This window comes from Streptomyces sp. NPDC006552 (assembly GCF_040611655.1).
GTDB lineage: Bacteria > Actinomycetota > Actinomycetes > Streptomycetales > Streptomycetaceae > Streptomyces.
The window spans coordinates 1-26,216 of sequence record NZ_JBEXOS010000003.1 but is presented as its reverse complement, the minus strand read 5'-3'; the positions used below and the strand labels follow the sequence as shown (position 1 = coordinate 26,216).

Genomic DNA, 26,216 nt, shown 5'->3' with positions numbered 1-26,216 from the left:
GAGCGCTGACCGCGCTCCGGGACGCCCGGGGCCACGGTGTCAGCGGCTGGGTGCGGCCGCCGTTCGGTAACCCGCCGCCACGAGGTCGAGCACCGGGCGCCAGTCGTCCAGGTCCCCGGCGTCGAGGCCGACCACCTTGCCCGCGTCGTCGGCCTGCCGCAGCGTCACGGCGTCCTCCGCCAGCGGGTCGGCCTCGAACGCGGCGACCTCGTCCGGCGTCATCGGGCCGCCCTGCGCGCCCAGCGTCAGCGCGCTCTGCGGCGACAGGCCCCGGCCCGGTTCGACCGCGGTGAGGTAGCGCTCGGCCGGGACGTGCAGCCGTACCAGCCGGGCCACCCGCTCGCCGAGCAGCCCGCGCACCGCGTCCGCCGCCCGGTCCGCGTGCCCGGCGTCGTCGCCCGGGCACAGCAGATGGCCCAGATCGTGCACCAACCCGGCGACTTGCAACTCCTTGTCGCTGGGGTGGCCGCGGCGCAGCAGCGCCGCTGTCTGAAGCGCGTGGTCGTGCAGATCGACCGGGTCACCGCTGCGGTCCGGGGTGTCCCACGCCCCCCGGCAGGCCCGCAACGCGGCCATCAACTCCTCGACGGTGCGCAGCTCGACGCGTTCCATGGACGACTCCTCCCGAAGCTTCTGCGCTGCCTGTCCGGAAGCAGATCATGGGGACCGGGCCGGCACCTGACGGACCGGTCAACGGGACATTAACGCTCGTTCCGTGCGGTGGTGCGCGCCGGAACGGACCGGACCCGTACGCACCGTGACGGAACCCGGCCATCCGCGCGCGGCGCTGAACACCGCGGGCGCCCCGCCCGTATCTTCCCGTACCACCGAAGGCTCGCCGCACGGGCGAGTTGACGTCGGTCACCGGGAGGACCGCTTGCGTCGCGTCAACGGCACCACTCTCATCGTCGCCGCCCTGGTCGCCACCCTCGGCGCCCTGGCGTTCCCGATCTGGTCGTACGCCGACCGCTCGGGGACCGGGCAGGCCGATCTCGACGCGAGCACGGTGGCCACCCCGTGGGGTCCGCTCTCGGCGACGGACCGTGACTTCCTGGTCAAGGTCAGGCTCGCCGGGCTCTGGGAGATACCGGCGGGCCAGCAGGCCATGGAGCGCGCGCCGACCGAGGCGGTCAGGAACGCGGGGGACCACCTCGTCGTCGGCCACACCGACCTCGACCAGCGGGTGCGCTCGGTGGCGGCCCGGCTCGGCGTCGAGCTGCCGAATCAGCCGAGCGCGCAGCAACAGGGCTGGCTGGACGAGATGACGGCGGCGAGCGGCAAGGAGTACGAGCGCAAGTTCGCCAATCTGCTGCGGGACTCGCACGGCAAGGTGTTCGCGCTCATCGCCCAGGTCCGGCACACCACCCGCAACGCGCTGGTCCGCGAACTGGCGACCGACGCCAACCAGACGGTGCTCGATCACATCACCATGCTGGAGAACACCGGTGACGTGGACTTCGACGGCATCGCGCACGAGGCGGCGGGCACCGCGACCGCCAGCCCGTCGGGCCCGCCCGCGCCGGACGGCCGGGTGCCGCCGGTACCCGACCCGGCACGGCCCACGGGCTCGCCGGACGCCACGTCCCGCCCGTCCCCCCAGCCGACGGACGAACCGGGCCGCACGATCGACACCTATCGGCCCGCCCCGGCCTCGTGAGCGGCGCCGGTCCACCCGGCCGGGCCCGCGCCGGGAAAACCGGTCGCGCCGGGGGCGCCGGCGTGGCTGAATGAACACCCGGCGACCCCCACAGAACGTACGGGTTCCAGCCCCATAGAGCGGACCCTCGCTCATTTGGTTACTCTGTAGCCGGACGGTTACCGCACGTGGGTCCCACCCGTACCCATGGAGCCGTCCGGGGAGAGGCCGGTCACCACGGCCGATCCCCCCAGCGACAACCGGCGCCACCGCGCCCGAACTGGCCCTCTACTCAAGCCCGATCGGGCGTCCGGTGTCCCGCGCGACGCTGGACCGGTCACGCCGGAGCGGGTTACCCGACACACAAGGAGTGCGCGGTGACACCAGAGAAGACCAATCGCGATCAGCGCCCGAAGGACCGTGCGGAGCGAGCCGGCCGCAGGCCGGAGAAGCTCGGCAGCCTCGACGTCTGGGCCCGGTCCGCCCCGATCCGGCTCGCCGGTTACGAGGACGACCTCGCCGAACCCCACATCCTGCCCAGCGTCGACTGACCCCGCACCCCCGGCCCGACCGTCCGCCCGCATCCCCGCACCGGGGGTGCGGGCCCACGTGTGCGCGGGCCCGGCCGGGGCGCCACCGCCCGGCAGTTGAGGGGTGACGACGGGGCGGGCGTGCGGCAGAATCCTGCCATGGACCCAGGGGCGGCGGCGGTGTGGGCTTCGGCCGTGGCCGGGTTCTCCAGCGCCCTGGGAGCGGCGCTCGGCTCAGCCTTCGCCGGCCGCACCGCGCTGGTGACCATCCGGGAGACCGAGCGGAGCGACCGGCGGCAGCGGCGGCACGCGGGGACGCAGGAGCGGTTCCGGCACTTCCAGGACAACGTGAACACGGCCGTCCACGCCCTGCATGACGTGGTCCACGCGCTCACCGACGGTGTCCAGGCCCCGGACCTCCCGGCACGGAAGGCCATAGACGCGGCGAAGCTCTCCTACCAGGCGGACGTCTGGTCGAGCTGTCCGGTCCAGCTGGTGCACGCGGGCGGCGCGGTGTGTGAGCGACTGGAGGTCGTCCACGCCGCGGTCCAGGCCCTGATGCGGTGTCCTGAGGACGCCAAGGACGAGAACTCGCGGACATGGCAGCGCTGGGGGCGCAGCCTCGCGGAGTTCGAGTTCGCCTACCAGAACGCGTCCGCCGCGCTGTACGGCGTCCTCAGCGAATAACGCCGCGCGGTCCTCGGACCTGTTGACAGAGAATGTCCAAGCGTCCCCGGGTTCTGTCCATGGACTGCCGCCTCGCGCCGGGCAATCATCGGATGTCATGGTGATCGAGTTCTGCGCACGACGGCTCCGTCCACACGTACGCCGGGTACGACAGACCCGGACACGAGAGCCCTCCGGGCGTCGTGGCCGCCGCCTCGCCGGCGCCGCCCTCGCCCTGTTCCTGACCGCCGCGCCGGTCTCCGTCGCCCGCGCCGACGTGCCGGACCCGGCCGTGCCCCGCACCGTCCCCGCCCTCACCGGCTGGCAGGCCGGGGCGGGTACGTACGCCTTCACCGGCCGCACCCGGATCGTCGCCCGGGACGCCGCGGCCCGCCGCGTCGCCCGTACCCTCGCCGACGACCTGCGCGCCGCGGGCAAGGGGACGGTGCCCGTCACGAGCGGCGCCGCCCGCGCCGGCGACATCGTGCTGGCCGTCGACGCCCGCGACCGGAAACTGGGCGCCGAGGGGTACGAACTGCGCGCCGCCGAGCGGCTGGAGATCACCGGCGCCGCCGGGGCCGGCGCCTTCTACGGCACCCGCACCCTCCTGCAACTCCTGGCGCAGAGCGAGCGGATACCCGCGGGCCGGACCGTGGACGTCCCGCGGTACAAGGAGCGCGGCGTCGGCGTCTGCGCCTGCTACGTGCACATCTCCACCGACTGGCTGGAGAACCTGATCCGCGACATGGCGTACCACAAGCTCAACCAGCTCCTCCTCGAACTCAAGGTGAAGAGCGCGGCCCACCCCGAGGCCAACTCCTGGGGCTACTACACCAAGGACGAGATCCGGCGCCTGGTCGCCCTCGGCGAGAGGTACCACGTCACGATCGTCCCGGAGATCAACTCCCCGGGCCACATGGACCCCTGGATCCAGGACCGGACCGACCTCCAGCTCGTCGACGCCGACGGCAACGCCCAGCCCTCGCGCCTGGACATCACCGACCCCGGGGCCCTCGCCTACTACGAGAGCCTCATCGACGAGTACGCCGAGGTGTTCCCCGCCGCGTGGTGGCACATGGGCGCCGACGAGTACATGCTCGGCTCGGACTTCGCCAAGTACCCGCACATCCTTGAGTACGCGCGCGCCACGTACGGGGCGGACGCCACCGCGCAGGACGCCTTCATCGACTTCGTCAACCGCGTGGGACGGTACGCCGCGAGCAAGGGCCGGCAACTGCGCATCTGGAACGACGGCCTCACCGGCGCCAACACCGTGCCCGTCACCCCCGGCACCACCGTCGAGCACTGGCTGGACGTGCGGGTGAAGCCCTCGCACCTCATCGCCCAGGGCTACCCGGTGATGAACGCCGCCTACTCCCTCTACGTCATCCGCGGCGGCTTCCACTCCGACACCGAGAAGCTCTACGACGAGCGGTGGGACCCGCGTACCTTCGAAGGCGAGAAGCTCGCCTCCCGCACGGGGGTCACCGGCGCCAAGATCAGCCTGTGGCCCGACAACGGACGCGGCGAGACGGAGAACGAGGTCGCCGCCGCCGCCTTCCTGCCGCTCAACCACATCGCCCAGACGACCTGGGGCGCGCCCCACCCGGACGCCGACTACGCCGGGTTCACCGCTCGCGCCGACGCCGTCGGCCACGCCCCCGGGGTGCGGGACCTCACGCGGCTGCCGCTCGCCGACGGCACGTACACGCTCACCGACCGCGGCCACCGCACCGCCCCGGCCCCGGTACGGCTCACCCGCACCCAGGACGGTTACGCCACGCTCACGAACGCGGCCGGCGCCTGCCTGGAGACCCGCACCGGGAAGCTCACCCTCAACGTGCCGCTGGAGCCCGGCTCCGCCGTCACCTGGGAGCCGTGCGACACGACGAACACCCTGCAACGCTGGCAGCTCACGGCGGACGGGGGCGGGCACCGGATCACCAACGCCATCACGCGCATGACCCTGGACGCGACGGCCGGCGGCGCTCTCGTGCAGTACCCGCCGGACCAGCGCACCCCCACCACCTGGACCCTCAGCCGCGGCTGAGCCCCGCCCCCTCCGACACGCCCGTCCAGCGGCGCGGCGCCGCACTCAGTCCAGCTGCGACCGCAACCAGTCCTCCACCGCACCCACATGCACCGCGGCGGCGACCCGCGCCGCCTCCGGGTCCCGGGCCACCAGCGCCCGGTGGATCCGCGCATGCTCGCGCCGGGTCCGCTCGAAGGCGCCTTCCTCCTGGTACCCCCGCCAGACCCGCGCCCGGAACGTCCGCGAGGACAGCCCCTCCAGGATCGCCGCCATCGTCTCGTTCCCGGCCGCCGCCACGATCGCCCGGTGGAAGGCGAGGTCGTGGGAGAGGATCTCCTCGGGGTCGTCGGTGGCGTCCATCGCCGCCAAGTGCTCCTCGACCTCGGCGAGTTGCGCCCGGGTGATCCGGGCGGCGGCCAGCGCCGTGGCGGTCGACTCCAGGATCCGGCGGACCTCGAGCAGCTCCACGAGCCGGGGCCCGCGCGACAGGTCCGCGACGACCCCGAACGTCTCCAGCAGGTCCCCGGCCTCCAGCCGCGTGACGTAGATCCCGGAGCCGTGCCGCGCCTCCAGCACCCCGAGCACGGTCAGCGCGCGGATCGCCTCCCGCATCGAACTGCGGGAGATGCCGAGCTGGACCGCGAGATCCCGCTCGGTCGGCAGGCGCTGGCCGGGCTCCAGGCCGCCCCCGCCGATCATCGCCTTGATCTGCTCGATCGCCCGCGCCGTGACGGTGCCCTTCTGGGGGGCGGTCTGCTCCACGATGACGTCCTCCCGATGACGGGTCCCGCTGCCGGATGCCGAGCAGTCTAATCAGCGCGATGGTCCGACCAACAGGAATGTGGTCCGACCTCTGAGCGACTCCAGGACCATGAAACCGAGAAAATATGGCGCCGAAGGGTGTTGGCGGGCACAAGTGGTCTGATAAATATTCCGGCGCGGCCCGGTACCAGGACGCCGGGACCGGCCGCGAGCCCATGACGTCCGGAGCCGAGGAGCGGTCCGATGACTGGCACCACGAAGCGCGCGACGAGTCCGAGAGCGGGAGCGCTGCGCGCGGCGGCGCTCCTGGGGTGCGCCGCCCTCGCCCTCACCGCGTGCGGCAGTACCAAGGACGACACGGCGGGGGCCGGCGGGGCCGGCGGCGGGACCGGCAAGGTCGGGGTGATCCTGCCCCTGCTGACCTCGCCGTTCTGGCAGTCGTACAACGACTACGTGCCGAAGATGGCGACGGCCGAGGACGTGGACGCGCTGAAGACGGTCAACTCCAACAGCGACCCCTCGCAGCAGATCACCGACATCAACAACCAGCTCAACCAGGGCGTCAAGGGCCTGGTCGTGGCGCCGCTCGACAGCGCCGCCATCGCCGCCGGGCTCGACCAGGCCGCACGCAAGGGCGTCCCCGTCGTCGCCGTGGACGTCGCGCCCGAGAAGGGCAAGGTCGCCATGGTCGTCCGCGCCGACAACGTCGCCTACGGCGAGAAGGCCTGCGCGTACCTCGGCAAGCAGGTGACTTCCGGCAAGGTCGTACAGGTCATGGGCGACCTGGCATCCGTCAACGGACGCGAGCGCTCCCAGGCGTTCCGCGACTGCGTCAAGGACAAGTACCCGAAGCTGAAGGTCCTGGAGATCCCCGCCAAGTGGGAGTCGGACACCGCCGCCTCCAAGCTGGACACCCTGCTCAACGCCGACCCCGACATCAAGGGGATCTATCTGCAGGCCGGCGGTGTCTACCTCGCGCCGACCCTGCAGACCCTCAAGTCCAAGGGCCTGCTCAAGGCGGCCGGCACGGCCGGGCACATCACGGTCGTCTCGAACGACGGCATCCCGCAGGAGTTCGACGCCATCCGCAAGGGCCAGATCGACGCCACCGTCTCCCAGCCCGCCGACACCTACGCCAAGTACGGCATGTACTACATCAAGGCCGCGATGCAGGGGAAGACGTTCAAACCGGGCAAGACCGATCACGGCTCGGAGATCGTCGAGCTGCCCGGCGGCACCCTGGAGGACCAGCTGCCCGCGCCGCTGGTCACCAAGGACAACGTCGACGACCCCGAGCTGTGGGGAAACACGGTCAAATGACGGCCACGACAGCTCCGTTGGTGGAAGCCACCGGCATCGCCAAACGGTACGGGCCCACGGTCGCCCTCGCCGACGGCAGGCTGACCGTGCGCGCGGGCGAGTCCCACGCGCTGGTCGGCCGCAACGGCGCGGGCAAGTCCACCCTCGTCACCGTCCTCACCGGCCTCCAGGCGCCGGACGCGGGCACCCTGCTCTTCGACGGGCGGCCCGCGCCACCGCTCGGCGACCGCGAGGCGTGGCGGTCCAAGGTCGCCTGCGTCTACCAGAAACCCACAGTCGTACCGGAGTTGACGGTCGCCGAGAACCTGTTCCTCCACCGCCAGCCCGGCGCCCGGCACGGCTTCTTCGGCTGGCGCAGGCTGCGCACCGAGGCGGCCGCCCTCCTCGGCACCTGGGACATCCACGTCGACCCGGACGCGCGCACCGCCGACCTCACGGTCGAGGACCGCCAAATGGTCGAGATCGCCCGGGCGTTGAGCGGCGGCGCCCGGTTCATCGTCCTCGACGAACCGACCGCCCAGCTCGACAGCCGGGAGATCGAGCGCCTCTTCGACCGGATGCGGGCGCTCCAGGACTCCGGCGTCACGTTCCTCTTCATCTCGCACCACCTCCAAGAGGTCTACGAGGTCTGCCGGACGGTCACCGTGCTGCGCGACGCCCGCTGGATCACCACCGCGCCGGTCGCCGCGCTCCCGCGCCCCGCACTGGTGGAGGCGATGGCCGGCGAGGCCGTCACCGAGCGGGCCGCCGCCGCGGCCGAGGCCGTCGTGGAACAGGACGGCGTGGACGCCCCCGTGGTCCTGGACGTCCAAGGACTGACCGCCGACAGCTACCGGGACGTGACGCTGACCGTGCGGCGCGGCGAGGTCGTCGGCCTCGCCGGGTCCAGCGGCAGCGGCAAGACGGCCCTGGCGGAGTCGCTGGCCGGCCTGCGCACCCCGGCAGCCGGCAGCGCGCACCTCGACGGCGCCCGGCTGCCTTTCGGCGACGTGTCGGCCGCGTTGGCGGCGGGCGTGGCCTGCGTGCCCCGCGACCGCCACGACCAGGGCCTCGTCACCGGGATGTCCATCGGGGACAACGCCACGATGACCGTCCTGCACCGTCTCGGCCGGTACGGGTTCGTCGGCACCGCGCGCAGGCGGTCCCTCGCCCGGGACCTCATCGAGCGCCTCGACATCCACGCCGAAGGCCCGCAGCAGCCCGTCCGCGACCTCTCCGGCGGCAACGCGCAGAAGGTCGTGATGGCCCGCGCGCTCGCCTCCGAACCGCGCCTGCTCGTCCTCATCAACCCCACCGCCGGCGTCGACGTGAAGTCCAAGGAGTCGCTGCTGCGCCGCGTCGACAGCGCCCGCGACGACGGCACCGCCGTCCTCGTCGTCTCCGACGAACTCGACGACCTGCGCCGCTGCGACCGGGTGCTGGTGCTGTTCCACGGGCGGGTGGTGGCGGAACACGCTGCCGGCTGGTCGGACCATGACCTCATCGCCTCCATAGAGGGGGTGGCCCGTGACGGAGAAGGAGCCCATCATGGCTGACACCCGGGCCCCGTCGGCCCCCGCCACCAAGACGCCCGCGCGCCCCGCGAGACCCGGCACCGCCAAGACCGTTCTGCTGCGCCGGGCCCGCGAACTCGCGCTCGTACCCGCCCTCGTCCTGCTCCTGATCCTCGGCGCGGTCGTCAACGACTCCTTCCTCACCGAACGCAACCTGATCTCCGTCCTCGGCGCCTCCGCCGCCCTCGCGATGGTCGTCCTGGCCGAGTCCCTGGTGCTGATCACCGGCAAGTTCGACCTGTCCCTCGAATCGGTCGTCGGCATCGCCCCGGCCGTGGGCGCCCTGCTGGTGCTGCCGGCCACCGGATCGGGGTGGGGCACCGGGTTCCCGTCCTGGCTCGCGCTGCTCGCCGTCCTCGTCACCGGCGGCGCCGTCGGCGCCTTCAACGGACTCCTCGTCGTCCGCTTCAAGCTCAACGCGTTCATCGTGACGCTGGCGATGCTGATCGTGCTGCGCGGCCTGCTGGTCGGCGCCACCAAGGGCAAGACGCTCTTCGGCATGCCCGACGCGTTCTTCTCGCTCGCCACGACCACGTTCCTGCGCGTCCCCATGTCGGTGTGGCTCGCCGCGGTCTGCTTCGCCGTCGCCGGGCTCGTCCTCAAGTACCACCGCGTGGGCCGTGCCCTCTACGCGATCGGCGGCAACGCCGAGGCCGCCCGCGCCGCCGGCATCCGCGTCGAGCGCGTCATGCTCGGCGTCTTCGTCGTGGCCGGCGTGCTCGCCTCGGCCGGCGGCATCATGCAGACCGGCTACGTCGGCGCCATCAGCGCCAACCAGGGCAACAACATGATCTTCACGGTGTTCGCCGCGGCGGTCATCGGCGGCATCAGCCTCGACGGCGGCAAAGGCACCATGTTCGGCGCGCTCACCGGTGTGCTGCTGCTCGGCGTCGTCCAGAACCTGCTCACCCTCGCCCAGGTGCCGTCCTTCTGGATCCAGGCCATCTACGGCGGCATCATCCTGCTCGCCCTGATGATCGCCCGCGTCACCACCGGCCGCGCCCAGGACTGACCCGCCGCCCCCGCCGCCTGCGCCCAGGCCGTCACCGGCCCCTGCCCGAAAGGCACCTCGTGTCCGCAACCACCCCGCGGGTCACCGCGATCGACACCTACGACATCCGGTTCCCGACCTCGCGGGACCTGGACGGCTCCGACGCCATGAACCCCGACCCCGACTACTCGGCCGCGTACGTCGTGCTGCGCACGGACGCCGCCGACGGACACGAGGGGCACGGCTTCACGTTCACCATCGGCCGCGGCAACGACGTCCAGGTGGCCGCGGTCCGGGCGCTCGGCCACCACGTCGTCGGCCGCCCCCTCGACGCGCTGTGCGCCGATCCGGGCAGCCTCAACCGCGACCTGGTCGGCGACAGCCAGCTCCGGTGGCTGGGGCCCGAGAAGGGCGTGATGCACATGGCGATCGGCGCGGTCGTCAACGCGGCGTGGGACCTCACCGCCAAGCGGGCCGGCCGGCCGCTGTGGCGGCTGCTCGCCGACGCGGAGCCCGAGTGGCTCGTCCGGCAGATCGACTTCCGGTACATCGCGGACGCGCTCACCCCCGACGAGGCCCTCGCCCTGCTGCGCGCCGGGCGCGCGGGCGCCGCCGAGCGCACCGCCCGCCTCCTGGAGCACGGCTACCCCGCCTACACCACCTCGCCCGGCTGGCTCGGCTACTCCGACGAGAAACTCACCCGGCTCGCCCGGCAGGCCGTCGCCGACGGCTTCACCCAGATCAAGCTGAAGGTCGGCGCGGACCTCGCCGACGACCTCCGCCGCTGCCGCACCGCCCGCGAGGCCGTCGGCCCCGGCGTCCGGCTGGCCGTCGACGCCAACCAGCGCTGGAACGTCGGCGAGGCGATCCGCTGGACGCGCGCCCTCGCCCCGTTCGACCCGTACTGGGTCGAGGAGCCCACCAGCCCCGACGACATCCTCGGCCACGCCGCGATCCGCCGGGCGGTCGGCCCGGTCAAGGTCGCCACCGGCGAGCACGTGCAGAACCGCATCGTCTTCAAACAGCTCCTCCAGGCAGGCGCCCTCGACATCCTGCAGATCGACGCGGCCCGCGTCGGCGGCGTCAACGAGAACCTCGCGATCCTGCTGCTCGCCGCCAAGTTCGGCGTCCCCGTCTGCCCGCACGCGGGCGGCGTCGGCCTGTGCGAACTCGTCCAGCACCTGTCGATGTTCGACTACGTCGCCCTGACCGGCACCACCGAGGACCGCGTCATCGAGTACGTGGACCACCTGCACGACCACTTCCTCGACCCGGTCGTCCTGCGCGAGGGCCACTACCTGGCCCCGACGGCGCCCGGCTTCTCCGCCGCCATGCGGCCGGAGTCCATCGCCGCGTTCACCTATCCCGACGGGGAGTTCTGGACGAACGACCTGGCCGGACAGGAACCGTCCCACCCGAACGGAGCCGCAGCATGACCGAGACCGCCCGCCTCCAGGACTTCGCCGGACTCAAGGCCCTCGTCACCGGAGGCGCCTCCGGCATCGGCCGCGCCACCGCCGACCTGCTCGCCGCCCGCGGCGCGGACGTCGCCGTCCTCGACCGCGACATCACGGCCGTCGACAAGCCGCTGCGGGGGTACGCCGCCGACGTCACCGACGACGAGACCGTGCGGTCCGCAGTGGCCACCGCCGTCACCGACCTCGGCGGCCTCGACATCCTGGTCAACAACGCGGGGATCGGCGCTCAGGGCACCGTCGCCGACAACGACGACGCCGAATGGCACCGGGTCCTCGACGTCAACGTCGTCGGCATGGTGCGCGTGGCCCGCGCCGCCCTGCCCGCACTGCGGGACTCCGGCCACGCGGCGATCGTCAACACCTGCTCCATCGCCGCCACCGCGGGCCTGCCCCAGCGCGCCCTGTACGCCGCCTCCAAGGGCGCCGTGTACTCCCTCACCCTCGCCATGGCCGCCGACCACGTCCGCGAAGGCATCCGCGTCAACTGCGTCAACCCCGGCACCGCCGACACCCCCTGGATCGGCCGGCTCCTCGACACGGCCGAGGACCCGGCCGCCGAGCGCGCCGCACTCGAAACCCGTCAGCCCACCGGACGCCTCGTCTCCGCCGCCGAAGTCGCGGGCGCCGTCGCCTACTTGGCGAGCCCGCTCTCCGGCGCGACCACAGGCACCTCCCTGGCCGTCGACGGCGGCATGCAGGGCCTGCGGCTGCGCCCCGCGGGACAGTGACGCCGATGCGCACCCGGACCCTCGGCCGCAGCGGCGTCCCCGTCACCGTGCTCGGTTTCGGCGCCGCGGGCATCGGCAACCTGTTCACGCCGGTCGGCGACGACGAGGCGTACGCGGCCGTCGACGCCGCCTGGGACGCCGGCATCCGGTACTTCGACACGGCCCCGCACTACGGCCTCGGCCTGTCCGAGCGGCGCCTGGGCGGGTACCTGCGCGGCCGGCCCCCCGGTTCGTACACCTTGTCCACGAAGGCCGGCCGGCTCCTGGAGCCCGCCGACGGCCCCGGCGACGACCTGGACAACGGGTTCGCCGTGCCCGCCACCCACCGGCGCGTCTGGGACTTCAGCGCGGCCGGGGTGCGCCGCTCGATCGAGGACAGCCTCCACCGGCTCGGCCTCGACCGGATCGACGTGGTCTACCTGCACGATCCGGACGACCACGCCGAAGCGGCCTTCACCCAGGCGTACCCCGAACTGGAGCGGCTGCGCGCCGAAGGCGTCGTGGGCGCCATCGGCGCGGGCATGAACCAGGCGGCGATGCTGACCCGGTTCGTCCGCGAAACCGACATCGACGTCGTCCTGTGTGCCGGCCGCTACAGCCTGCTCGACCAGAGCGCCCTGGCCGCGCTGCTGCCCGCGGCGGCCGCGCGCGGCGTCCGTGTCGTCGTGGGCGGCGTCTTCAACTCCGGGCTGCTGGCCGACCCGAAGGAGGGCGCCACCTTCGACTACGCCCGCGCCGCGCCCCACCTCGTGGAGAAGGCCCTGCGGTTCAAGGAGCTGGCCGAGCGGCACGGCACCTCCCTGCGCGCGGCCGCACTCGCCTTCCCCTTCGGCCACCCGGCCGTCACCGGCGTCCTCGTCGGCGCCCGCTCGGCCGCCGAAGTCCGGGACACCGCCGCACAGTTAGCGGCCCGCGTGCCCGCCGCGTTCTGGGCCGACGCCCGCGCTCACGGCCTGCTCCCCGCCGAACCGCCCACCCCCGAGCCGAAGGAGAGCGCGTGAGAGTCGCCCTGCACACCAAGGTCCGCGCCGACCGCGTCGCCGCCTACGACGCCGCGCACCGCGAGGTCCCCGCCGAACTGGTCGCCGCCATCCGCGCGGCCGGAGCCACCCGCTGGACGATCTGGCGCAGCGGCACCGATCTGTTCCACCTCCTGGAGTGCGAGGACTACGCCCGGCTGCTGGCACGGCTGGAGCGGCTCCCGGTGAACATCGCCTGGCAGGCCCGGATGGACGACCTGCTCGACGTCGCCCACGACTACTCGGCCGCCGGCGCCGGAGCGGGCCTGCCCGTCGTCTGGGAGCTGCCGTGACGGGTGTGCCCGCGCTCGTCGACGCCCACCACCACGTCTGGGACCTGTCGGTCCGCGACCAGGACTGGATCACCGGGCCCGAACTCGCCCCTCTGCGCAGAGACTTCACCCTCGACGACCTCGCCCCGCACGCGCGGGCGGCCGGGGTCGCGCAGACCGTCCTCGTGCAGACCGTCACCATCGCCGAGGAGACCCCCGAGTTCCTCGCCCTCGCCGCACGGAGCGACCTCGTCGCGGCCGTCGTCGGCTGGACCGACCTGACCCGCCCCGACGTGGCCGACACCCTCGCCGCCCTGCGCGGCCGCCCCGGCGGACGCCACCTCGTGGGCATCCGGCACCAGGTCCAGGCCGAGGCGGACCCCGCGTGGCTGCTGCGCCCCGAGGTCGGCCGGGGCCTGGCGGCGGTGGCCCGCGCCGGACTCGTCTACGACCTCGTCGTGCTCCCGCACCAGCTGCCCGCCGCTGCCACTGCCGCCGCCGCGCACCCGGAACTCACCTTCGTCCTCGACCACTTGGGTAAACCGCCGATCGCCTCCGGCGAGCTGGAGCCGTGGCGGACCGATGTGCGGGCCCTGGCGGCGCTCCCCAACACCGTCGCCAAGCTCTCCGGCATGGTCACCGAGGCGGATCCGGCGGCCTGGACCGTCGAGACGCTGAAGCCCTACGCCCAGACGGTCCTGGACGCGTTCGGCCCGGGCCGCGTCATGTTCGGCTCGGACTGGCCGGTATGCACCCTCGCGGCCTCCTACGGCCAAGTGGTCGACACCGCACGGGAACTGGCGGGCGGCCCGGACGAGGACGTGTTCGCCGGGACCGCCCGGCGCGTCTACCTCAGCCGGGTCGGCCCCAGCATCTCCCGCACATAGGTCCGCTCCCACCACGCGCCCGTCGCCCGCAGTTCGCGCCACGTCGTGTACCGGTAGCGGTAGACCCGGGCCCGGATGTGCGCGGGCGGTGCGTCCGGGAAGGGGCAGTGGCGCAGCAGCCGCAGCGTGTCCCGGTCACCCGTCAGGAGCCGCTCCACGAAGCCGTCGAACCACGGCCGGGCGTACGCGGGCGACAGCGCGGCGAACCACATCATCCAGTCGAGCCGCAGATGGCAGGGGGCGAACTGGCGCGGCAGCCGGCGCGGGTCGCCCGGTTTGCCCCGGAACTCATAGGCCCGCCAGTCGGAGGCGGGCCCTGGGACCGGGTCGGCGGTGCCCTCGATCACGATCTCCTGGCGGACCCGGCCGACCGTGCCGAAGGCACCGTACGCGTTGACCAGGTGCAGACAGTCGTAGGAGCGGTTCATCGACTGGCGGCGGGAGAGCAGGTTGCGGGCGGGTCGCACGCTGAGGCACGCCACCAGGACCGTCACCGCGAGGACGGCGATCTCGTACCAGAGCGGGGCGGCGGGCAGGGCGCGGGGCGGGTGCAGCGGGCTCAGGTCGAGGGCGGTAGCCGCGATCACCACGGTCAGCCAGTTCAGCCAGGCGAAGTTGCCCGAGAGGATCAGCCAGAGCTGGGTGACGATCATCAGCGCGGCCGCCGCCGTGGCGAGCGGCCGCGGTGTGAACAGGAGGAAGGGGACCACGAGCTGGGTCACGTGGTTGGCCGCCGCCTCCACCCGGTGCAGGGGCCGCGGCAGATGGTGGAAGAACCAGCTCAGCGGGTTCGGCATCGGCTGCGTCTCGTGGTGGTAGTAGAGGCAGGTCAGCTTCCGCCAGCAGGCGTCGCCGCGCCATTTGATCAACCCCGCGCCGAACTCCAGCCGGAACAGCAGCCACCGCAGCAGGAACAGTACGAGGACCGGCGGCGCCACCTCGTCATTGCCGAGGAACACCGCGAGGAAGCCGGTCTCCAGCAGCAGCGACTCCCAGCCGAAGCCGTACCAGAGCTGTCCGACGTTCACGATCGACAGATAGAGCGCCCACGGCGCCAGCCACAGCAGCATCGCGCCCCACAGCGGCAGCGGCCCGTCCGCGCCCGCGAGCAGCGCCCCGGCGAGGACGGCCCCGGCCCACGCGCACCCCGCGAAGAACCGGTCCGAGTAGTGCAGCCGGAACAGGGTCGGCGCCCGCCGCCACGGCACCCGCGCCAGGTACCGCGGCACCGGCAGCATCCCGCGCTCCCCGATCAGGGCCCGGAACTGCAACGCCGCCCCCAGGAACGCGACGAGGTACACCGCGGCGAGCCCGCGCTGGAAGAGCAGGCGGCTCAGCCAGTAGTCGCCGTCACCGAACCGGTCCATCCGTTCAGTGTGCCCCGCGCCGCCCGGCACGCGCCCGGCGCACGGGGCCGCGCGGACCACCGCGGGAGCGGCCCGCGCCCGCATGCGGCCCCCTGACCCTGGCTCTAGCGTGGGGCCTATGGACGCGGGCAGCGGGGGCGGCGAGGAACCCGGCGATCCCCCCGTGGGGGAGAGCCCGAAGGACTGCCCGCGCGGCTTCCTGGAGGCCTACGGGGCCGGTCTGCGCATGGGCGGCTTCGAGTGGGACCTCGTCTCCGGCCTGATGCACATGGACCCCAACGCCTTCGACGTCTTCGACATCGGCCCCGAGGAGTACGACGGCCGCCCCGAGAGCCTCTCCCTGCGCGTCCCGCCCGGCGAGGGCAGCCGCCTCGACGCCCTCGTGGCCCAGGCGCTCAAGAGCGGCGAGGAGAACTACGGCGCGTACTTCCGCATCCGCACCCGCGCGGGCGAGCTGCGCTGGACGCACACGCGCGGCTACATCCGCCGCGACGAGGACGGCAGGCCCCGCCGCATCGTCGGCATCGTGCGCGACGCCACCGACGAACTGAACGACGCCACCGTGCAGCGCGAGCGCGCGGCCCGCGAGGCCGTCCGGCGCCGGGAGACGAGCGTCGTGCAGAACACGACCGCCGCGCTCGCCCACGCCCGCACCGTCAGGGAGGTCCTCGACGTGCTGCGCGAGACCCACGGCGTGGAGCACCTCGGCGCGACCAGCTTCGTCATGGGCCTGGTCCGCGGCAGCCGCATCCACCTGGTCGCCGAGGGCCCCGTCGGCAGCTTCGTGCCCGGCACCCGCGTCACCCGCGTCGACGAGCCGTACCCGATGGGCGAGGTCGTGCGCACCCTCAAGCCCCGCTTCATCGAGTCGCCGGAGGAGTTCGCCGCGTCCTATCCGCTGCTGTGGCCGCACATCACCCACCTGCACATCCGCTCGGCCGCCTACCTGCCGCTCATCGCGCAGGCCCGGCCCATCGGCGCCGTCGGCCTGCTCTACCACGACCGCAAGGGCTTCACCCAGTCCGAGCGCAACGTGCTCGTCGCCCTCGGCAGCAGCATCGCGCAGAGCCTGCAGCGCGCCATGTTCTACGAACAGGAGAAGGACCTCGCCCAGCACCTGCAACAGGCGATGCTGCCGCGCACCATCCCGGACGTCCCCGGCGCCGACATCGCCGTGCGCTACCGGGCCGCCTCCGGCCAGTCCCTCGCCCGCGACATCGGCGGCGACTGGTACGACGTGATCCCGCTGCCCGGCGGTCGCGTCGGAGCCGTGATCGGCGACGTCCAGGGCCACGACACCCACGCCGCCGCGGTCATGGGCCAGCTGCGCATCGTGCTGCGCGCCTACGCCGCCGAGGGCCACACCCCGGCCACGGTGATGGCCCGCGCCTCCGTCTTCCTCCACGAACTCGACACCGACCGCTTCGCGACCTGCCTGTACGCGCAGGCGGACCTGTCGACCGGGGTCATGCAGATCGTGCGCGCCGGGCACCTCGACCCGCTGCTGCGCCTCGCCGACGGCACCAGCCACAAGCTGCCCGTCGAGGGCGGCCTGCCGCTCGGCCTCTCCGCGGAGTTCGGGCGGCTCGACTACCCGGTGACGACCGCCGAACTCGACCCGGGACAGACCCTGTTGCTCTGCACGGACGGCCTCGTCGAGCAGCCCGGCGCCGACCTCGACGACGGACTGCACGCCCTGACCGCGCTCATCGCCGGCGGCCCGGCCGACGTCGACCAGCTCGCCGACCGGCTCTGCGCGTCCGTGGACGAGCGCGGCGGCGAGGACGACGTCGCGCTGCTGCTCCTGCGCCGCCGGGGCGCCGGCGCCGCGCGCGGCGGCGGGCGGCTGACCGAGCACGTGCCGCCGGGGGACCCCGAGGCGCTCACCGCCGCCCGGCACATGATCCGCGCCGCCGTGCGCGCCTGGGGCGCGGGCGAGCGCGCCGACGAGATCGAACTCGTCGCCGACGAACTCATCACCAACGCGCTCCTGCACACCGACGGCCCGGCCGTCGTCACCCTGCGGGTGCTGACCGGCGCCGACCGCCGGCTGCGGGTCGACGTCGAGGACGGCTCCAGCGCCCTGCCGCGTCACCGGGAGGCCGGCGAGGCCGGGGTCTCCGGGCGCGGCCTGCTCCTCGTCGACCGGCTCGCCGACCTGTGGGGCGTGGAGGCGCGCGGCGGCGGCAAGTGCGTGTGGTGCGAGTTCGCGGCCCCCGCCCGCTCCCGCTGACGTCAGCCGGGCGGGGCCGGCCAGGCCCGCAGCGGCCACTCCCGGCCGCCGTCCCACTCGGTGAGGAGCAGCCGCGCGCCCGCGTTCGCCTCGTGCTCCTTGCGTACGCCGCCGAACTTCCGCTCGGCCGTGTCCGGGTCGTCCCACCACCCGTCGAGGACGGGCTCGCCGTCGATGACGAGGCTCAGGTGGTACCTGCCGGGCGGAGTGGTCACCTCCCCAGCATCGCGCGGCGCCCCCGGACCCGCCGCACCGGGGGGGTGGTAAAGAGCAACCGTTCACCCGGACGGCCCTAATCGGCGTACCGGCTCGATGGGGCCACACCGGCTCTGCCGCACCACGAACGAGCACCGCGCCGGGTTTTTCGACTACGCGCAGTGAAGCCTTTTGTTGCACGGATCACGTCCAGGACGCGCCATGGGTACGAGGCACATGGTCGAAGCGGCGACCTCCGTTCGCCCCCATGTTCCGGAGGGAGTGATCACGCATGACGCAGGGCGAAACCTTCAACACCCCCGATGCCCTCGTGGGACTCACGGCGTACGACCGCACGGGAGAGAAGATCGGCAGCGTTGAGCGGGTCTATCTCGACGACGCGACCGGCCGCGCGGACTGGGTCACGGTGAAGACCGGCCTCTTCGGCATGAAGGAGAGCTTCGTACCGCTGGCCGGTGCCAGCCGCGGCGCCGACGACTCGCTGAAGGTGGCGTACACCAAGGAGGCGGTCAAGGACGCGCCCCGCGTCGATGCCGACCAGCACCTGGACCAGACCGAGAAGCAGGAGCTCTACGCGCACTACGGCCTCTCGAAGCCGACGGCGGGCCCCGGCACCGGCGAGACCGGGCGCACGGGCACCCGCGGCGCCGCGGCCGCCGGCACGGCGGCCGGCGCCGGGATGGGCATGGGCGAGGAGGCGCACGGGCGGCACGCCGCCGGTGCCGGCGCCCGCGAGCCCGCGATGCGCTCCGGAGCCGGGACCGGGAAGGACGAGATGATCCGCTCCGAGGAGCGGCTGCGGGTCGGCACCGAGGAGCAGGAGGTCGGCCAGGCCCACCTGCGCAAGGTGGTCGAGACGGAGAACGTCTCCACCTCCGTCCCCGTCTCGCACGAAGAGGTCCGCGTCGTGCGTGAGCCGATCCGCGAGGGCGAGCTCAAGGGCACGGAGATCGGCGCGGCCGAGACCGAGGTGACGCTGCACGCCGAGCGCGCGGTCGTCAGCAAGGAGACCGTCCCGGTGGAGCGGGTCCGCCTGGAGACCGAGAAGGTCACCGAGACGGACGAGGTCTCCGGCACCGTCCGCAAGGAGAAGATCGAGTACGACACCCCCGAGGCCGACCGCAAGGGCATGCCCCGCGACGGCAAGTCGGGCCCGGGCCACGGGCCGCGTCACTGACGCTCCCCTGCCCCGTGGGTGCGGCGGGCCCGGCTGCGAAGCCGGGCCCGCCGCGCTGTGCAAGATCGCCGAACCCGCCCCCCGGTGGCACCCTGGAGCTATGCCGGAACTACCCGAGGTCGAAGCCCTGAAGGACTTCCTCACCGAGCACCTGGTGGGGCACGAGATCGTCCGTGTCCTGCCGGTCGCGATCAGCGTCCTGAAGACGTACGACCCGCCGCTCACCGCGCTGGAAGGCCGCACGGTGACCTCCGTGGCCCGGCACGGCAAGTTCCTCGACATCGGCACCGACGGGCCGCACCTGGTCACCCACCTCGCGCGCGCGGGCTGGCTGCACTGGAAGGACCGGCTCCCCGACGGCCCCCCGAAGCCCGGCAAGGGCCCGCTGGCCCTGCGCGTCGCGCTGGAGGACGGCGAGGGCTTCGAACTCACCGAGGCTGGCACGAAGAAGAAGCTCGCGGTGTACGTCGTCCGGGACCCCGGGGACGTGCCGGGCGTCGCGCGCTTGGGCCCCGACCCGCTCGCGGCGGAGTTCGACGAGGCGGCCCTCACCCGCCTGCTCGCCGGGGAACGGCGCCAGATCAAGGGCGCGCTGCGCGACCAGTCGCTGATCGCGGGGGTGGGCAACGCCTACAGCGACGAGATCCTGCACGTGGCCCGGATGTCCCCGTTCAAACTGACGGCGACCCTGACCCCCGAGGACGTGCACACGCTCTACGAGGCGCTGCGCGGCACGCTCACCGACGCCGTGGAACGCTCGCGCGGAGTCGCCGCGGGCCGGCTCAAGGCCGAGAAGAAGAGCGGCCTGCGCGTCCACGGGCGGACCGGTGAGCCGTGCCCGGTCTGCGGCAGCGCGATCCGCGAGGTCAGCTTCAGCGACAGCTCCCTCCAGTACTGCCCGACCTGCCAGACGGGCGGAAAACCGCTCGCGGACCGGCGGATGTCCCGGCTGCTCAAGTAGGGCTGACGGAGCTGTCGACCGACGGAACTGCCGACGTGCCGGCCCTCCGTCGGGACGGCGCTCACCCGTCACCCGTCGGCAGCGCCAGCAACCGCGCCCCGTCCGCCGTGCGGAGCTCGAAGCGGCGGATCTCGTCCGGCCCCTCCGCCGCGCCCCCCTGTACCTCCACCCGGCCCCCGCCCGCGCCGCCCCGCACCGACCAGCTCGCCACCGTCTGCTCGCCGCCGTGCCGGTCCACGGCGACCAGTTCGCAGACCCGCGGCCCGCCCGGATCGCGGACGTCGAGGGCGACCCGGGTGCCCCAGCCCCGCCCGTCCGCGGTGAGCGTCGCGGCGACCCCGGTCACCGGGTCCCGGCCGCGCAGCGTGAGCGCCGCCCCGCCGTCGCCGCCGCCACCGGCGAGGAGCGCGGCGCCGCGACCGGCAGCGCCGAGCAGCAGCAGCGCCGCGATGGCCGTGCCCCACCGGCGCCGCCGGGCCGTGCGGTGCAGCGCCCCGGCCCGGTCCACGGCCCGCTCCACCAGCAGCGGCGCGGGGGACGCGAACACCTCGGCGCGGCGCGGCGTCGCCCGTGCGTACACCCCCAACACGGTGGCCGCCGGGCCGAGTTCGCGCAGCCGCGCCGTACACACCGCGCACGTCGGCAGATGGTCCTCGAAACGGAACCGCTCCGCCGCGTCCAGGACCCCCAGCGCGTAGGCGCCGGCGTCGCGATGCCGTTCCAGGGACCTCATGCGTTCCTCCCGCTCTCGCCCACCGGTACGCACCCGGCGCCCGATCCGCTCAAGCGACCGGCCGATTACACTCCGCCGCATGCTGCGCGTACTGGCCGTCGACGACGAGGAACCCGCCCTCGCCGAACTCCTCTACCTCCTGCGCGCCGACCCGCGCATCCGCAGCGCGGAGGGCGCCACCGACGCCACCGAGGCGCTGCGCCGCATCGGGCGCGCCCTGGCGGACGGCCCCGGCGGCGACGGAGCCATCGACGTGCTCTTCCTCGACGTCCAGATGGCGGGCCTGACCGGGCTCGACGTGGCGCGGCTGCTCGCCGGGTTCGCCCGCCCGCCGCTGGTCGTCTTCGTCACCGCCCACGAGGACTTCGCCGTCCAGGCCTTCGACCTGAAGGCCGTCGACTACCTGCTCAAGCCGGTCCGCCGCGAACGGCTCGCGGAGGCCGTCCGCCGCGTCGCCGAACGCGCGGCCAGCGCCCCGCCGCCGGCCACCGTCGCCGACCGCATCCCGGTCGAACTCGGCGGCGTCACCCGCCTCGTGGCCGTCTCCGACATCACGTACGCCGAGGCCCAGGGCGACTACGCCCGGCTGCACACCACGGACGGCGCCGGCCACCTCGTGCGCATCCCGCTCGCCACCCTGGAGGAGCGCTGGCAGCCGCTCGGCTTCGTCCGCGTCCACCGCAGCCACCTCGTCTCCCTGCACCGCATCGACGAACTCCGCCTGGACGGAGGCGGAATGACCCTGCGCGTCGGCGCCGCCGAGATCGCGGTGAGCCGCCGGCACGCAAGCCGCGTACGGGAACTGCTGATGCGGCGGGCCAACGGCTGACCAGGCCACCCCTTCCTGCGACGGGTCCCGCCCGCCTACACTCCGCCCGTGTCCGAACAAGCCCCGGCCCCCCGAACGCGCGCGCACAGGGGCGCTCCCAAGCGCGAGATCGTCACCGGCGAGCCGCGCACGGTGCACGGCGCACCCGGACCGCGCACCCAGGGTGAGATCGACGAACAGACCCCGCTGGGCGCCGCCTACGTCCGCTCCCTCATGCGCGGCCAACTCCGCGCCGCCATCGCCGCGTTCGCGGTCCTCGCGCTGCCCGTCGCAGTGCTCCCGCTCTTCTTCGGCGCCCTGCGCAACACCACCGTCCAATGGCTCGTCCTGGGGCTGTGCTGCTACCCGTTCCTCGTCCTGATCGCCTGGTGGTACGTGCGCCGCGCCGAGCGCAACGAACGCGACTTCGCCGATCTGGTCCGCGGCCGTGACAGCGGAACGCCGTGAACGAGGCGTACGCGATCCCGGCGGTCGCCGCCGTCGTTCTCGCCACCGTCCTCATCGGCGGGTTCGGCCTGCGCATCTCCCGCACGACCTCCGACTTCTACGTCGCCTCGCGCACCGTCGGCCCCCGCCTCAACGCGGCGGCGATCAGCGGCGAGTACCTGTCGGCGGCGTCCTTCCTCGGCATCGCGGGACTGCTCCTCGTCCACGGCCCCGACATGCTGTGGTACCCGGTCGGCTACACGGCCGGCCACCTCGTCCTGCTGGTCTTCGTCGCGGCCCCGCTGCGCCGCTCGGGCGCGTACACGCTGCCGGACTTCGCCGAGGGCCGCCTGGAGTCCCGCCAGGTCCGCCGCGTGGTCAGCCTCTTCGTCGTCGGCGCGGGCTGGCTCTACCTGGTGCCGCAGCTCCAGGGCGCGGGCCTGACGCTGCAGATCCTCACCGGGGCGCCGCGCTGGTTCGGCGGGGCGCTGGTCGCCGCGGTCGTGGTCCTCGCGGTCGCGGCGGGCGGCATGCGCTCGATCACCTTCGTCCAGGCCTTCCAGTACTGGCTGAAACTGACCGCCCTGCTGGTCCCGGCCATTTTCCTGCTCCTGGCGTGGCGGGGGAGCGGGGGCCCGCCCGGTCACCTGCCGGCCGCGGAACTGCCCTCGGCCGGCGCGGGCGCGGGGCAGCCGCTGGCCACCAGCCGCGCCGACCACCCGCTCTACGCCACGTACGGCCTGATCGTCGCGACGTTCCTCGGCACGATGGGCCTGCCGCACGTCGTGGTCCGCTTCTACACGAGCCCGAACGGCCGCGCGGCCCGCCGCACGACTGTGGTGGTGCTGGCGCTGATCGGCGCGTTCTATCTACTGCCCCCGCTCTACGGCTGGCTGGGCCGGCTCTACGCCCCCGGTCTCACCGCCGGCCACGACGCCGACGCCACGGTCCTGCTGCTACCCGGCCTCGTCGTGGGCGGGGTGGGCGGCGATCTGCTCGGGGCGCTGGTGGCGGGCGGGGCGTTCGCGGCGTTCCTGTCCACGGCGTCCGGGCTGACGATGGCGGTGGCCGGGGTGGTCAGCCAGGACGTCCTGCCGGCGCGAGGCGTGCACCACTTCCGGCTCGCGGTCGGCCTCGCGATGGCGGTGCCGCTGGCCGGGGCGCTCCTGGTGGACGGCGTCCCGGTGGCGGACGCCGTCGGCATGGCCTTCGCCGTCTCGGCCTCCTCCTTCTGCCCGCTGCTCATCCTGGGCATCTGGTGGCGCCGCCTCACCCCGCCCGGCGCCCTGGCCGGGCTCCTCCTGGGCGGCGGCTCGGCGTTCGTCGCGGTGACGTCGACGGTGGCCGGGGCGGCGGCCGACGGCTGGCTGCACACGCTCCTGGCCTGGCCGGCACTCTGGTCGGTCCCGGTCGGTTTCCTCGCCATGATCCTGGTCTCCCTGGCGACCCCGTCCGCGATCCCACCCCACACGACAGCAACAATGACCCGCCTCCACCTCCCAGAATCCCTACGATCAGGCGCCCCGAAGGGGCGCGGGGAACTGCGCGAGCAACCCCCACCGACCGGCACGCGCACACCTTCCGCTCCACCCTCGGCGGCAGGCGCCCTCAAGGGGCGCGGGGAACTGCGCGAGCAACCCCCACGAACCGCCACGGTCAAGACGCCCACGCCACCCACGGCGAGTGACACCGCACAGAGGCGCGGGGAACGACGCGAACCCCCCACCACGACCGACCCGCGCCGGACGGCGAAAGGCACCCCCGAGTGACCGGCACCGTCACAGCAACCCTGCTCGCCCTCTGCCCCGCCCTCGCCGCCGCAGGCTTCCTCATCGGCAGACGCACCGCCCACCCCGCCGGCCGCAGCGACGTGGGCACCCCGGTGGAGCGCGCCACGTTCGAGACCCTGCACACCGCCTCGCTCGCCGCCCCGGCCCTCCGCGCGGGCCTCACCGAGGACACCGCCCGCAAGTCCGCCCGCCGCCTGCGCACGCTCCTCGGCACGGACGCCCTGGCCGTCACCAACCGCTCGGCCGTCCTCGCCTGGGACGGCGCCGCGGCACAGCAGCACACCGCACACGTCCTGAGCCGGGTCGTCCCGGTCCTGGCCGGAGGCCGCTCGGCCGCCTTCGACTGCGGCTGCGCCGACGTCGACTGCCCGCTGCGCTGGGCGGTGGCGGCCCCGGTGGTCGCCGACGGCCGCGTGCTCGGCGCGGTCGTCGCCTACGCGCCCCGCGAGTCCGCGGTCCTGGCGCGGGCCACCGACGAGGTGGCCCGCTGGGTCTCGGTCCAGCTCGAACTCGCCGAACTCGACCGCTCCCGCACCCGGCTCATCGAGGCCGAGATCAAGGCGCTGCGGGCACAGATCTCGCCCCACTTCGTCTTCAACTCGCTTGCCGCGATCGCCTCGTTCGTCCGCACGGACCCCGAGCGGGCCCGCGAACTGCTCCTGGAATTCGCCGACTTCACCCGCTACTCGTTCCGCCGGCACGGCGAGTTCACCACGCTCGCCGACGAACTGCACTCCATCGACCAGTACCTGGCCCTGGTCCGCGCCCGCTTCGGCGACCGCCTCTCGGTCTCCCTGCAGATCGCACCGGAGGTCCTGCCGGTCACGCTCCCGTTCCTGTGCCTGCAACCCCTGGTGGAGAACGCGGTCAAGCACGGCCTGGAGGGCGCCGTGGCGCGCAGCCGCATCACCATCGGGGCGAGCGACGCGGGCGCCGAGGCAGAGGTGGTCATCGAGGACGACGGCGTGGGCATGGACCCGGCGCGACTGCGGGCGATCCTGCGGGGCGAGGGCGGCGCCTCGCACGGCATCGGTCTCTCGAACGTCGACGAACGGCTGCGGCAGGTCTTCGGGGACGCCTACGGCCTGGTGATCGAGACGGGCATCGGCGCGGGCACGAAGATCACCGTCCGCATCCCGAAGTACCGGGCCGGCGTCCACGCGCCCTGAGGCGCGGCGCGACGGCCCGGGCGGCGCGCCGTCAGAAGAGATGGATGGCCAAGTGACCCAGCGGAAGCCCCAGTTGCCACGCCGGGGTCCACACCTGCGGCCCGTCCTCCTCGTCCGGCACGGGCACGGCGTCCAGATCCGGCGCGAGCAGCTCCGTCTCCTCCAGCCACCGCCACGCGGCGGCGGCCAGCTCCAGATCGGGCGACCGGCGCCCGGCCCCGCGCGCGACCCGCCCCGGCCGCGCCCGCCGCTCCCGCTCCTCCAGTTCCGCGAACCGCGCCCGCACCCAGGCCTGCCACGGCTGGTCGTACGCGGTCAGCGAGGACCACGTCTCCAGCTGCGACACCACCCGGATCCCGGACAGCTCGTCGTCCGCGTCGGCCAGGAAGATCGTCAGGGCGAGCGCGTCGCGCCCGGCCCGGAACTCGAAGGACGTGGGGGGCATCAGATCCCCGGTGCGCAACAGTTCGTCCGCGATGTACTCGGCGTACAACCACGCCATGGGAACGACGAGTTCAACGCCGCCGGCGCCACCGGCGCCGCCCTGGCTCTCGTGGGACATCCCTTCCTGCCTTCCTGCGGTCCGTGCGCTTCGCCGGCCCCCGGACCCCGCCCGCCCAACTCACCGGGGAGGTCAGCGGATTACTCAACCGAGGAAACAGCACGCTGGGCAAGGCGCTTTGCCGATGCTTGACCCGACGTCCTGTTTCACCGCAGGTCAGGCGCGTAGCCAGGAAGTACCCTGCGCAACGCGCGCAACGCGTAGTACGCGCGGGACTTCACGGTACCCGGGGGAATGCCGAGGGCGCGTGCGGCCTCCGCCACACTGGCGCCCTTGAAGTAGACCTGGAGCAGCACCGCGCGGTGCTCGGGGCTGAGCGTCGACACCGCCTCCCGCACGTCGAGCGCGGCCGCCGAGCGCTCGGCGTGGTCGCCGCAGACCCGCGCGCTCTCCAGCACCGCGCCGCCCACCTCGGCGGGCCGGGCGAGCCGTGCCCGGCGGGCGTCGATGGCCAGCCGCCGCCCCACCGTGAACAGCCAGGGCCGCACCGACTCGTACCCGGGGTCCAGCGCCTCCGGGTGCTGCCAGGCCCGTACGTACGTCTCCTGGACCAGGTCCTCGGCGCGCTGGCGGTCCCCGTCGCACAGCCGCAGCAGGAAGGAGAACAGCGGCCCGCCGTGCTCCCGCTGGACCTGGGCGAGGTCCTCCTCCGGTGTCGTGCGTCTCGTGAGCGCCGTCGTCATGCGCGTATGGCAACGCAGGCCGCGGCGCGGGCCCAGGGGGCGTGCGCGGCTCTGCGGCCAGCGGTCGATGCGGTCGCTGAACGGTGCGGTGAACGGGCCGGTCCATCCCAGCCCCGCCTCGGACACGGACGTCCGGGACTGTCTTCGACTCGCCGAATCGGTCGACGACGCCGCGCGGGAGAGCGCCCGTATGCGC

General features: G+C 73.6%; 26 protein-coding genes. 19 read left to right on the top strand and 7 right to left on the bottom strand.

Features of this window, described 5'->3' with window-relative positions:
• Positions 1-39 precede the first annotated feature (39 nt).
• The gene (locus ABZY33_RS02580) at positions 40-612 is read right to left on the bottom strand and encodes an inositol oxygenase family protein (RefSeq protein ID WP_356489602.1); all 573 of its coding nucleotides are present in this window, start codon (positions 610-612) and stop codon (positions 40-42) included.
• Positions 613-877: 265 nt separating this feature from the next.
• Here ABZY33_RS02580 and ABZY33_RS02575 point away from each other — a divergent pair, with 265 nt between their 5' ends.
• The 4 genes from ABZY33_RS02575 to ABZY33_RS02560 all read left to right on the top strand — a co-directional run bounded on the left by ABZY33_RS02575 (position 878) and on the right by ABZY33_RS02560 (position 4,882).
• On the top strand, positions 878-1,657 hold the full coding sequence (locus tag ABZY33_RS02575) for a DUF4142 domain-containing protein (protein WP_356489601.1): 780 nt from the start codon (positions 878-880) through the stop codon (positions 1,655-1,657).
• A 356-nt stretch (positions 1,658-2,013) separates the two neighbouring features.
• On the top strand, positions 2,014-2,187 hold the full coding sequence (locus ABZY33_RS02570) for a hypothetical protein (RefSeq protein WP_356489600.1): 174 nt from the start codon (positions 2,014-2,016) through the stop codon (positions 2,185-2,187).
• Between the two features lie 138 nt (positions 2,188-2,325).
• The gene (locus tag ABZY33_RS02565) at positions 2,326-2,853 is read left to right on the top strand and encodes a hypothetical protein (protein ID WP_356489599.1); all 528 of its coding nucleotides are present in this window, start codon (positions 2,326-2,328) and stop codon (positions 2,851-2,853) included.
• Between the two features lie 97 nt (positions 2,854-2,950).
• The gene (locus ABZY33_RS02560; protein WP_356489598.1) at positions 2,951-4,882 is read left to right on the top strand and encodes a family 20 glycosylhydrolase; all 1,932 of its coding nucleotides are present in this window, start codon (positions 2,951-2,953) and stop codon (positions 4,880-4,882) included.
• Positions 4,883-4,927: 45 nt separating this feature from the next.
• Here ABZY33_RS02560 and ABZY33_RS02555 read toward each other — a convergent pair whose 3' ends face one another.
• Positions 4,928-5,626: a FadR/GntR family transcriptional regulator gene (locus tag ABZY33_RS02555; protein WP_356489597.1), complete on the bottom strand. Its 699-nt coding sequence runs from the start codon at positions 5,624-5,626 to the stop codon at positions 4,928-4,930.
• A 243-nt stretch (positions 5,627-5,869) separates the two neighbouring features.
• Between ABZY33_RS02555 and ABZY33_RS02550 the strand changes: the two genes are divergently transcribed.
• The 8 genes from ABZY33_RS02550 to ABZY33_RS02515 are packed head-to-tail and all read left to right on the top strand — an operon-like array spanning position 5,870 to position 13,874.
• Positions 5,870-6,946: a sugar ABC transporter substrate-binding protein gene (locus tag ABZY33_RS02550; protein WP_356489596.1), complete on the top strand. Its 1,077-nt coding sequence runs from the start codon at positions 5,870-5,872 to the stop codon at positions 6,944-6,946.
• Positions 6,943-8,481: a sugar ABC transporter ATP-binding protein gene (locus ABZY33_RS02545; protein WP_356489595.1), complete on the top strand. Its 1,539-nt coding sequence runs from the start codon at positions 6,943-6,945 to the stop codon at positions 8,479-8,481. The genes ABZY33_RS02550 and ABZY33_RS02545 overlap by 4 nt, the downstream gene beginning before the upstream one ends.
• Positions 8,474-9,511: an ABC transporter permease gene (locus ABZY33_RS02540; protein WP_356489594.1), complete on the top strand. Its 1,038-nt coding sequence runs from the start codon at positions 8,474-8,476 to the stop codon at positions 9,509-9,511. The genes ABZY33_RS02545 and ABZY33_RS02540 overlap by 8 nt, the downstream gene beginning before the upstream one ends.
• Positions 9,512-9,570: 59 nt before the next feature.
• The gene (locus ABZY33_RS02535) at positions 9,571-10,926 is read left to right on the top strand and encodes an L-fuconate dehydratase (RefSeq protein WP_356489593.1); all 1,356 of its coding nucleotides are present in this window, start codon (positions 9,571-9,573) and stop codon (positions 10,924-10,926) included.
• A complete protein-coding gene (locus tag ABZY33_RS02530) occupies positions 10,923-11,696 on the top strand; it encodes an SDR family oxidoreductase (RefSeq protein ID WP_356489592.1) in 774 nt (257 codons plus the stop codon). The genes ABZY33_RS02535 and ABZY33_RS02530 overlap by 4 nt, the downstream gene beginning before the upstream one ends.
• A gap of 5 nt (positions 11,697-11,701) precedes the next feature.
• A complete protein-coding gene (locus tag ABZY33_RS02525; RefSeq protein WP_356489591.1) occupies positions 11,702-12,697 on the top strand; it encodes an aldo/keto reductase in 996 nt (331 codons plus the stop codon).
• Positions 12,694-13,008, top strand: a complete 315-nt coding sequence (locus ABZY33_RS02520; protein ID WP_356489590.1) for an L-rhamnose mutarotase — start codon at positions 12,694-12,696, stop codon at positions 13,006-13,008. Before ABZY33_RS02525 ends, ABZY33_RS02520 begins: the two co-directional genes overlap by 4 nt.
• Positions 13,005-13,874, top strand: coding sequence for an amidohydrolase family protein (locus ABZY33_RS02515; protein ID WP_356489589.1), 870 nt, complete (start codon positions 13,005-13,007; stop codon positions 13,872-13,874). The genes ABZY33_RS02520 and ABZY33_RS02515 overlap by 4 nt, the downstream gene beginning before the upstream one ends.
• Here the strand turns inward: ABZY33_RS02515 and ABZY33_RS02510 are convergent.
• Positions 13,835-15,241, bottom strand: coding sequence for a lipase maturation factor family protein (locus ABZY33_RS02510; RefSeq protein ID WP_356489588.1), 1,407 nt, complete (start codon positions 15,239-15,241; stop codon positions 13,835-13,837). The two genes, ABZY33_RS02515 and ABZY33_RS02510, sit on opposite strands and share 40 nt — an antisense overlap.
• Before the next feature lie 118 nt (positions 15,242-15,359).
• On the opposite strand from ABZY33_RS02510, the gene ABZY33_RS02505 reads away from it, so the two are divergent.
• The gene (locus ABZY33_RS02505) at positions 15,360-17,474 is read left to right on the top strand and encodes a SpoIIE family protein phosphatase (RefSeq protein ID WP_356489587.1); all 2,115 of its coding nucleotides are present in this window, start codon (positions 15,360-15,362) and stop codon (positions 17,472-17,474) included.
• A gap of 2 nt (positions 17,475-17,476) precedes the next feature.
• On the opposite strand, the gene ABZY33_RS02500 is transcribed toward ABZY33_RS02505, so the two are convergent.
• Positions 17,477-17,689 carry a hypothetical protein gene (locus ABZY33_RS02500; protein ID WP_356489586.1) on the bottom strand — a complete coding sequence of 71 codons (213 nt, stop codon included), beginning with the start codon at positions 17,687-17,689 and terminating at the stop codon, positions 17,477-17,479.
• 272 nt (positions 17,690-17,961) lie between these two features.
• Between ABZY33_RS02500 and ABZY33_RS02495 the strand changes: the two genes are divergently transcribed.
• Together ABZY33_RS02495 and ABZY33_RS02490 are read left to right on the top strand one after the other, a co-directional pair.
• Positions 17,962-18,867, top strand: a complete 906-nt coding sequence (locus ABZY33_RS02495; RefSeq protein WP_356489585.1) for a PRC and DUF2382 domain-containing protein — start codon at positions 17,962-17,964, stop codon at positions 18,865-18,867.
• 100 nt (positions 18,868-18,967) lie between these two features.
• Entirely contained in the window at positions 18,968-19,828 is an 861-nt protein-coding gene (locus tag ABZY33_RS02490) for a DNA-formamidopyrimidine glycosylase family protein (protein ID WP_356489584.1), read from the top strand.
• Between the two features lie 61 nt (positions 19,829-19,889).
• Here ABZY33_RS02490 and ABZY33_RS02485 read toward each other — a convergent pair whose 3' ends face one another.
• Complete coding sequence (locus ABZY33_RS02485; protein WP_356489583.1) at positions 19,890-20,561, bottom strand: hypothetical protein; 672 nt, start codon at positions 20,559-20,561, stop codon at positions 19,890-19,892.
• Positions 20,562-20,640: 79 nt separating this feature from the next.
• On the opposite strand from ABZY33_RS02485, the gene ABZY33_RS02480 reads away from it, so the two are divergent.
• From ABZY33_RS02480 to ABZY33_RS02465, 4 genes are all read left to right on the top strand, one after another.
• The gene (locus ABZY33_RS02480) at positions 20,641-21,390 is read left to right on the top strand and encodes a LytTR family DNA-binding domain-containing protein (RefSeq protein WP_356489582.1); all 750 of its coding nucleotides are present in this window, start codon (positions 20,641-20,643) and stop codon (positions 21,388-21,390) included.
• Positions 21,391-21,498: 108 nt separating this feature from the next.
• Positions 21,499-21,837: a hypothetical protein gene (locus tag ABZY33_RS02475; protein ID WP_356489775.1), complete on the top strand. Its 339-nt coding sequence runs from the start codon at positions 21,499-21,501 to the stop codon at positions 21,835-21,837.
• The gene (locus tag ABZY33_RS02470; RefSeq protein ID WP_356489581.1) at positions 21,834-23,585 is read left to right on the top strand and encodes a cation acetate symporter; all 1,752 of its coding nucleotides are present in this window, start codon (positions 21,834-21,836) and stop codon (positions 23,583-23,585) included. Before ABZY33_RS02475 ends, ABZY33_RS02470 begins: the two co-directional genes overlap by 4 nt.
• Positions 23,582-24,775: a histidine kinase gene (locus ABZY33_RS02465; protein ID WP_356489580.1), complete on the top strand. Its 1,194-nt coding sequence runs from the start codon at positions 23,582-23,584 to the stop codon at positions 24,773-24,775. Before ABZY33_RS02470 ends, ABZY33_RS02465 begins: the two co-directional genes overlap by 4 nt.
• A 31-nt stretch (positions 24,776-24,806) precedes the next feature.
• Here the strand turns inward: ABZY33_RS02465 and ABZY33_RS02460 are convergent, their stop codons facing one another.
• On the bottom strand, positions 24,807-25,337 hold the full coding sequence (locus ABZY33_RS02460; protein ID WP_356489579.1) for a hypothetical protein: 531 nt from the start codon (positions 25,335-25,337) through the stop codon (positions 24,807-24,809).
• A 146-nt stretch (positions 25,338-25,483) separates the two neighbouring features.
• Positions 25,484-26,020 carry a sigma-70 family RNA polymerase sigma factor gene (locus tag ABZY33_RS02455; RefSeq protein ID WP_356489578.1) on the bottom strand — a complete coding sequence of 179 codons (537 nt, stop codon included), beginning with the start codon at positions 26,018-26,020 and terminating at the stop codon, positions 25,484-25,486.
• Between the last annotated feature and the right edge of the window lie 196 nt (positions 26,021-26,216).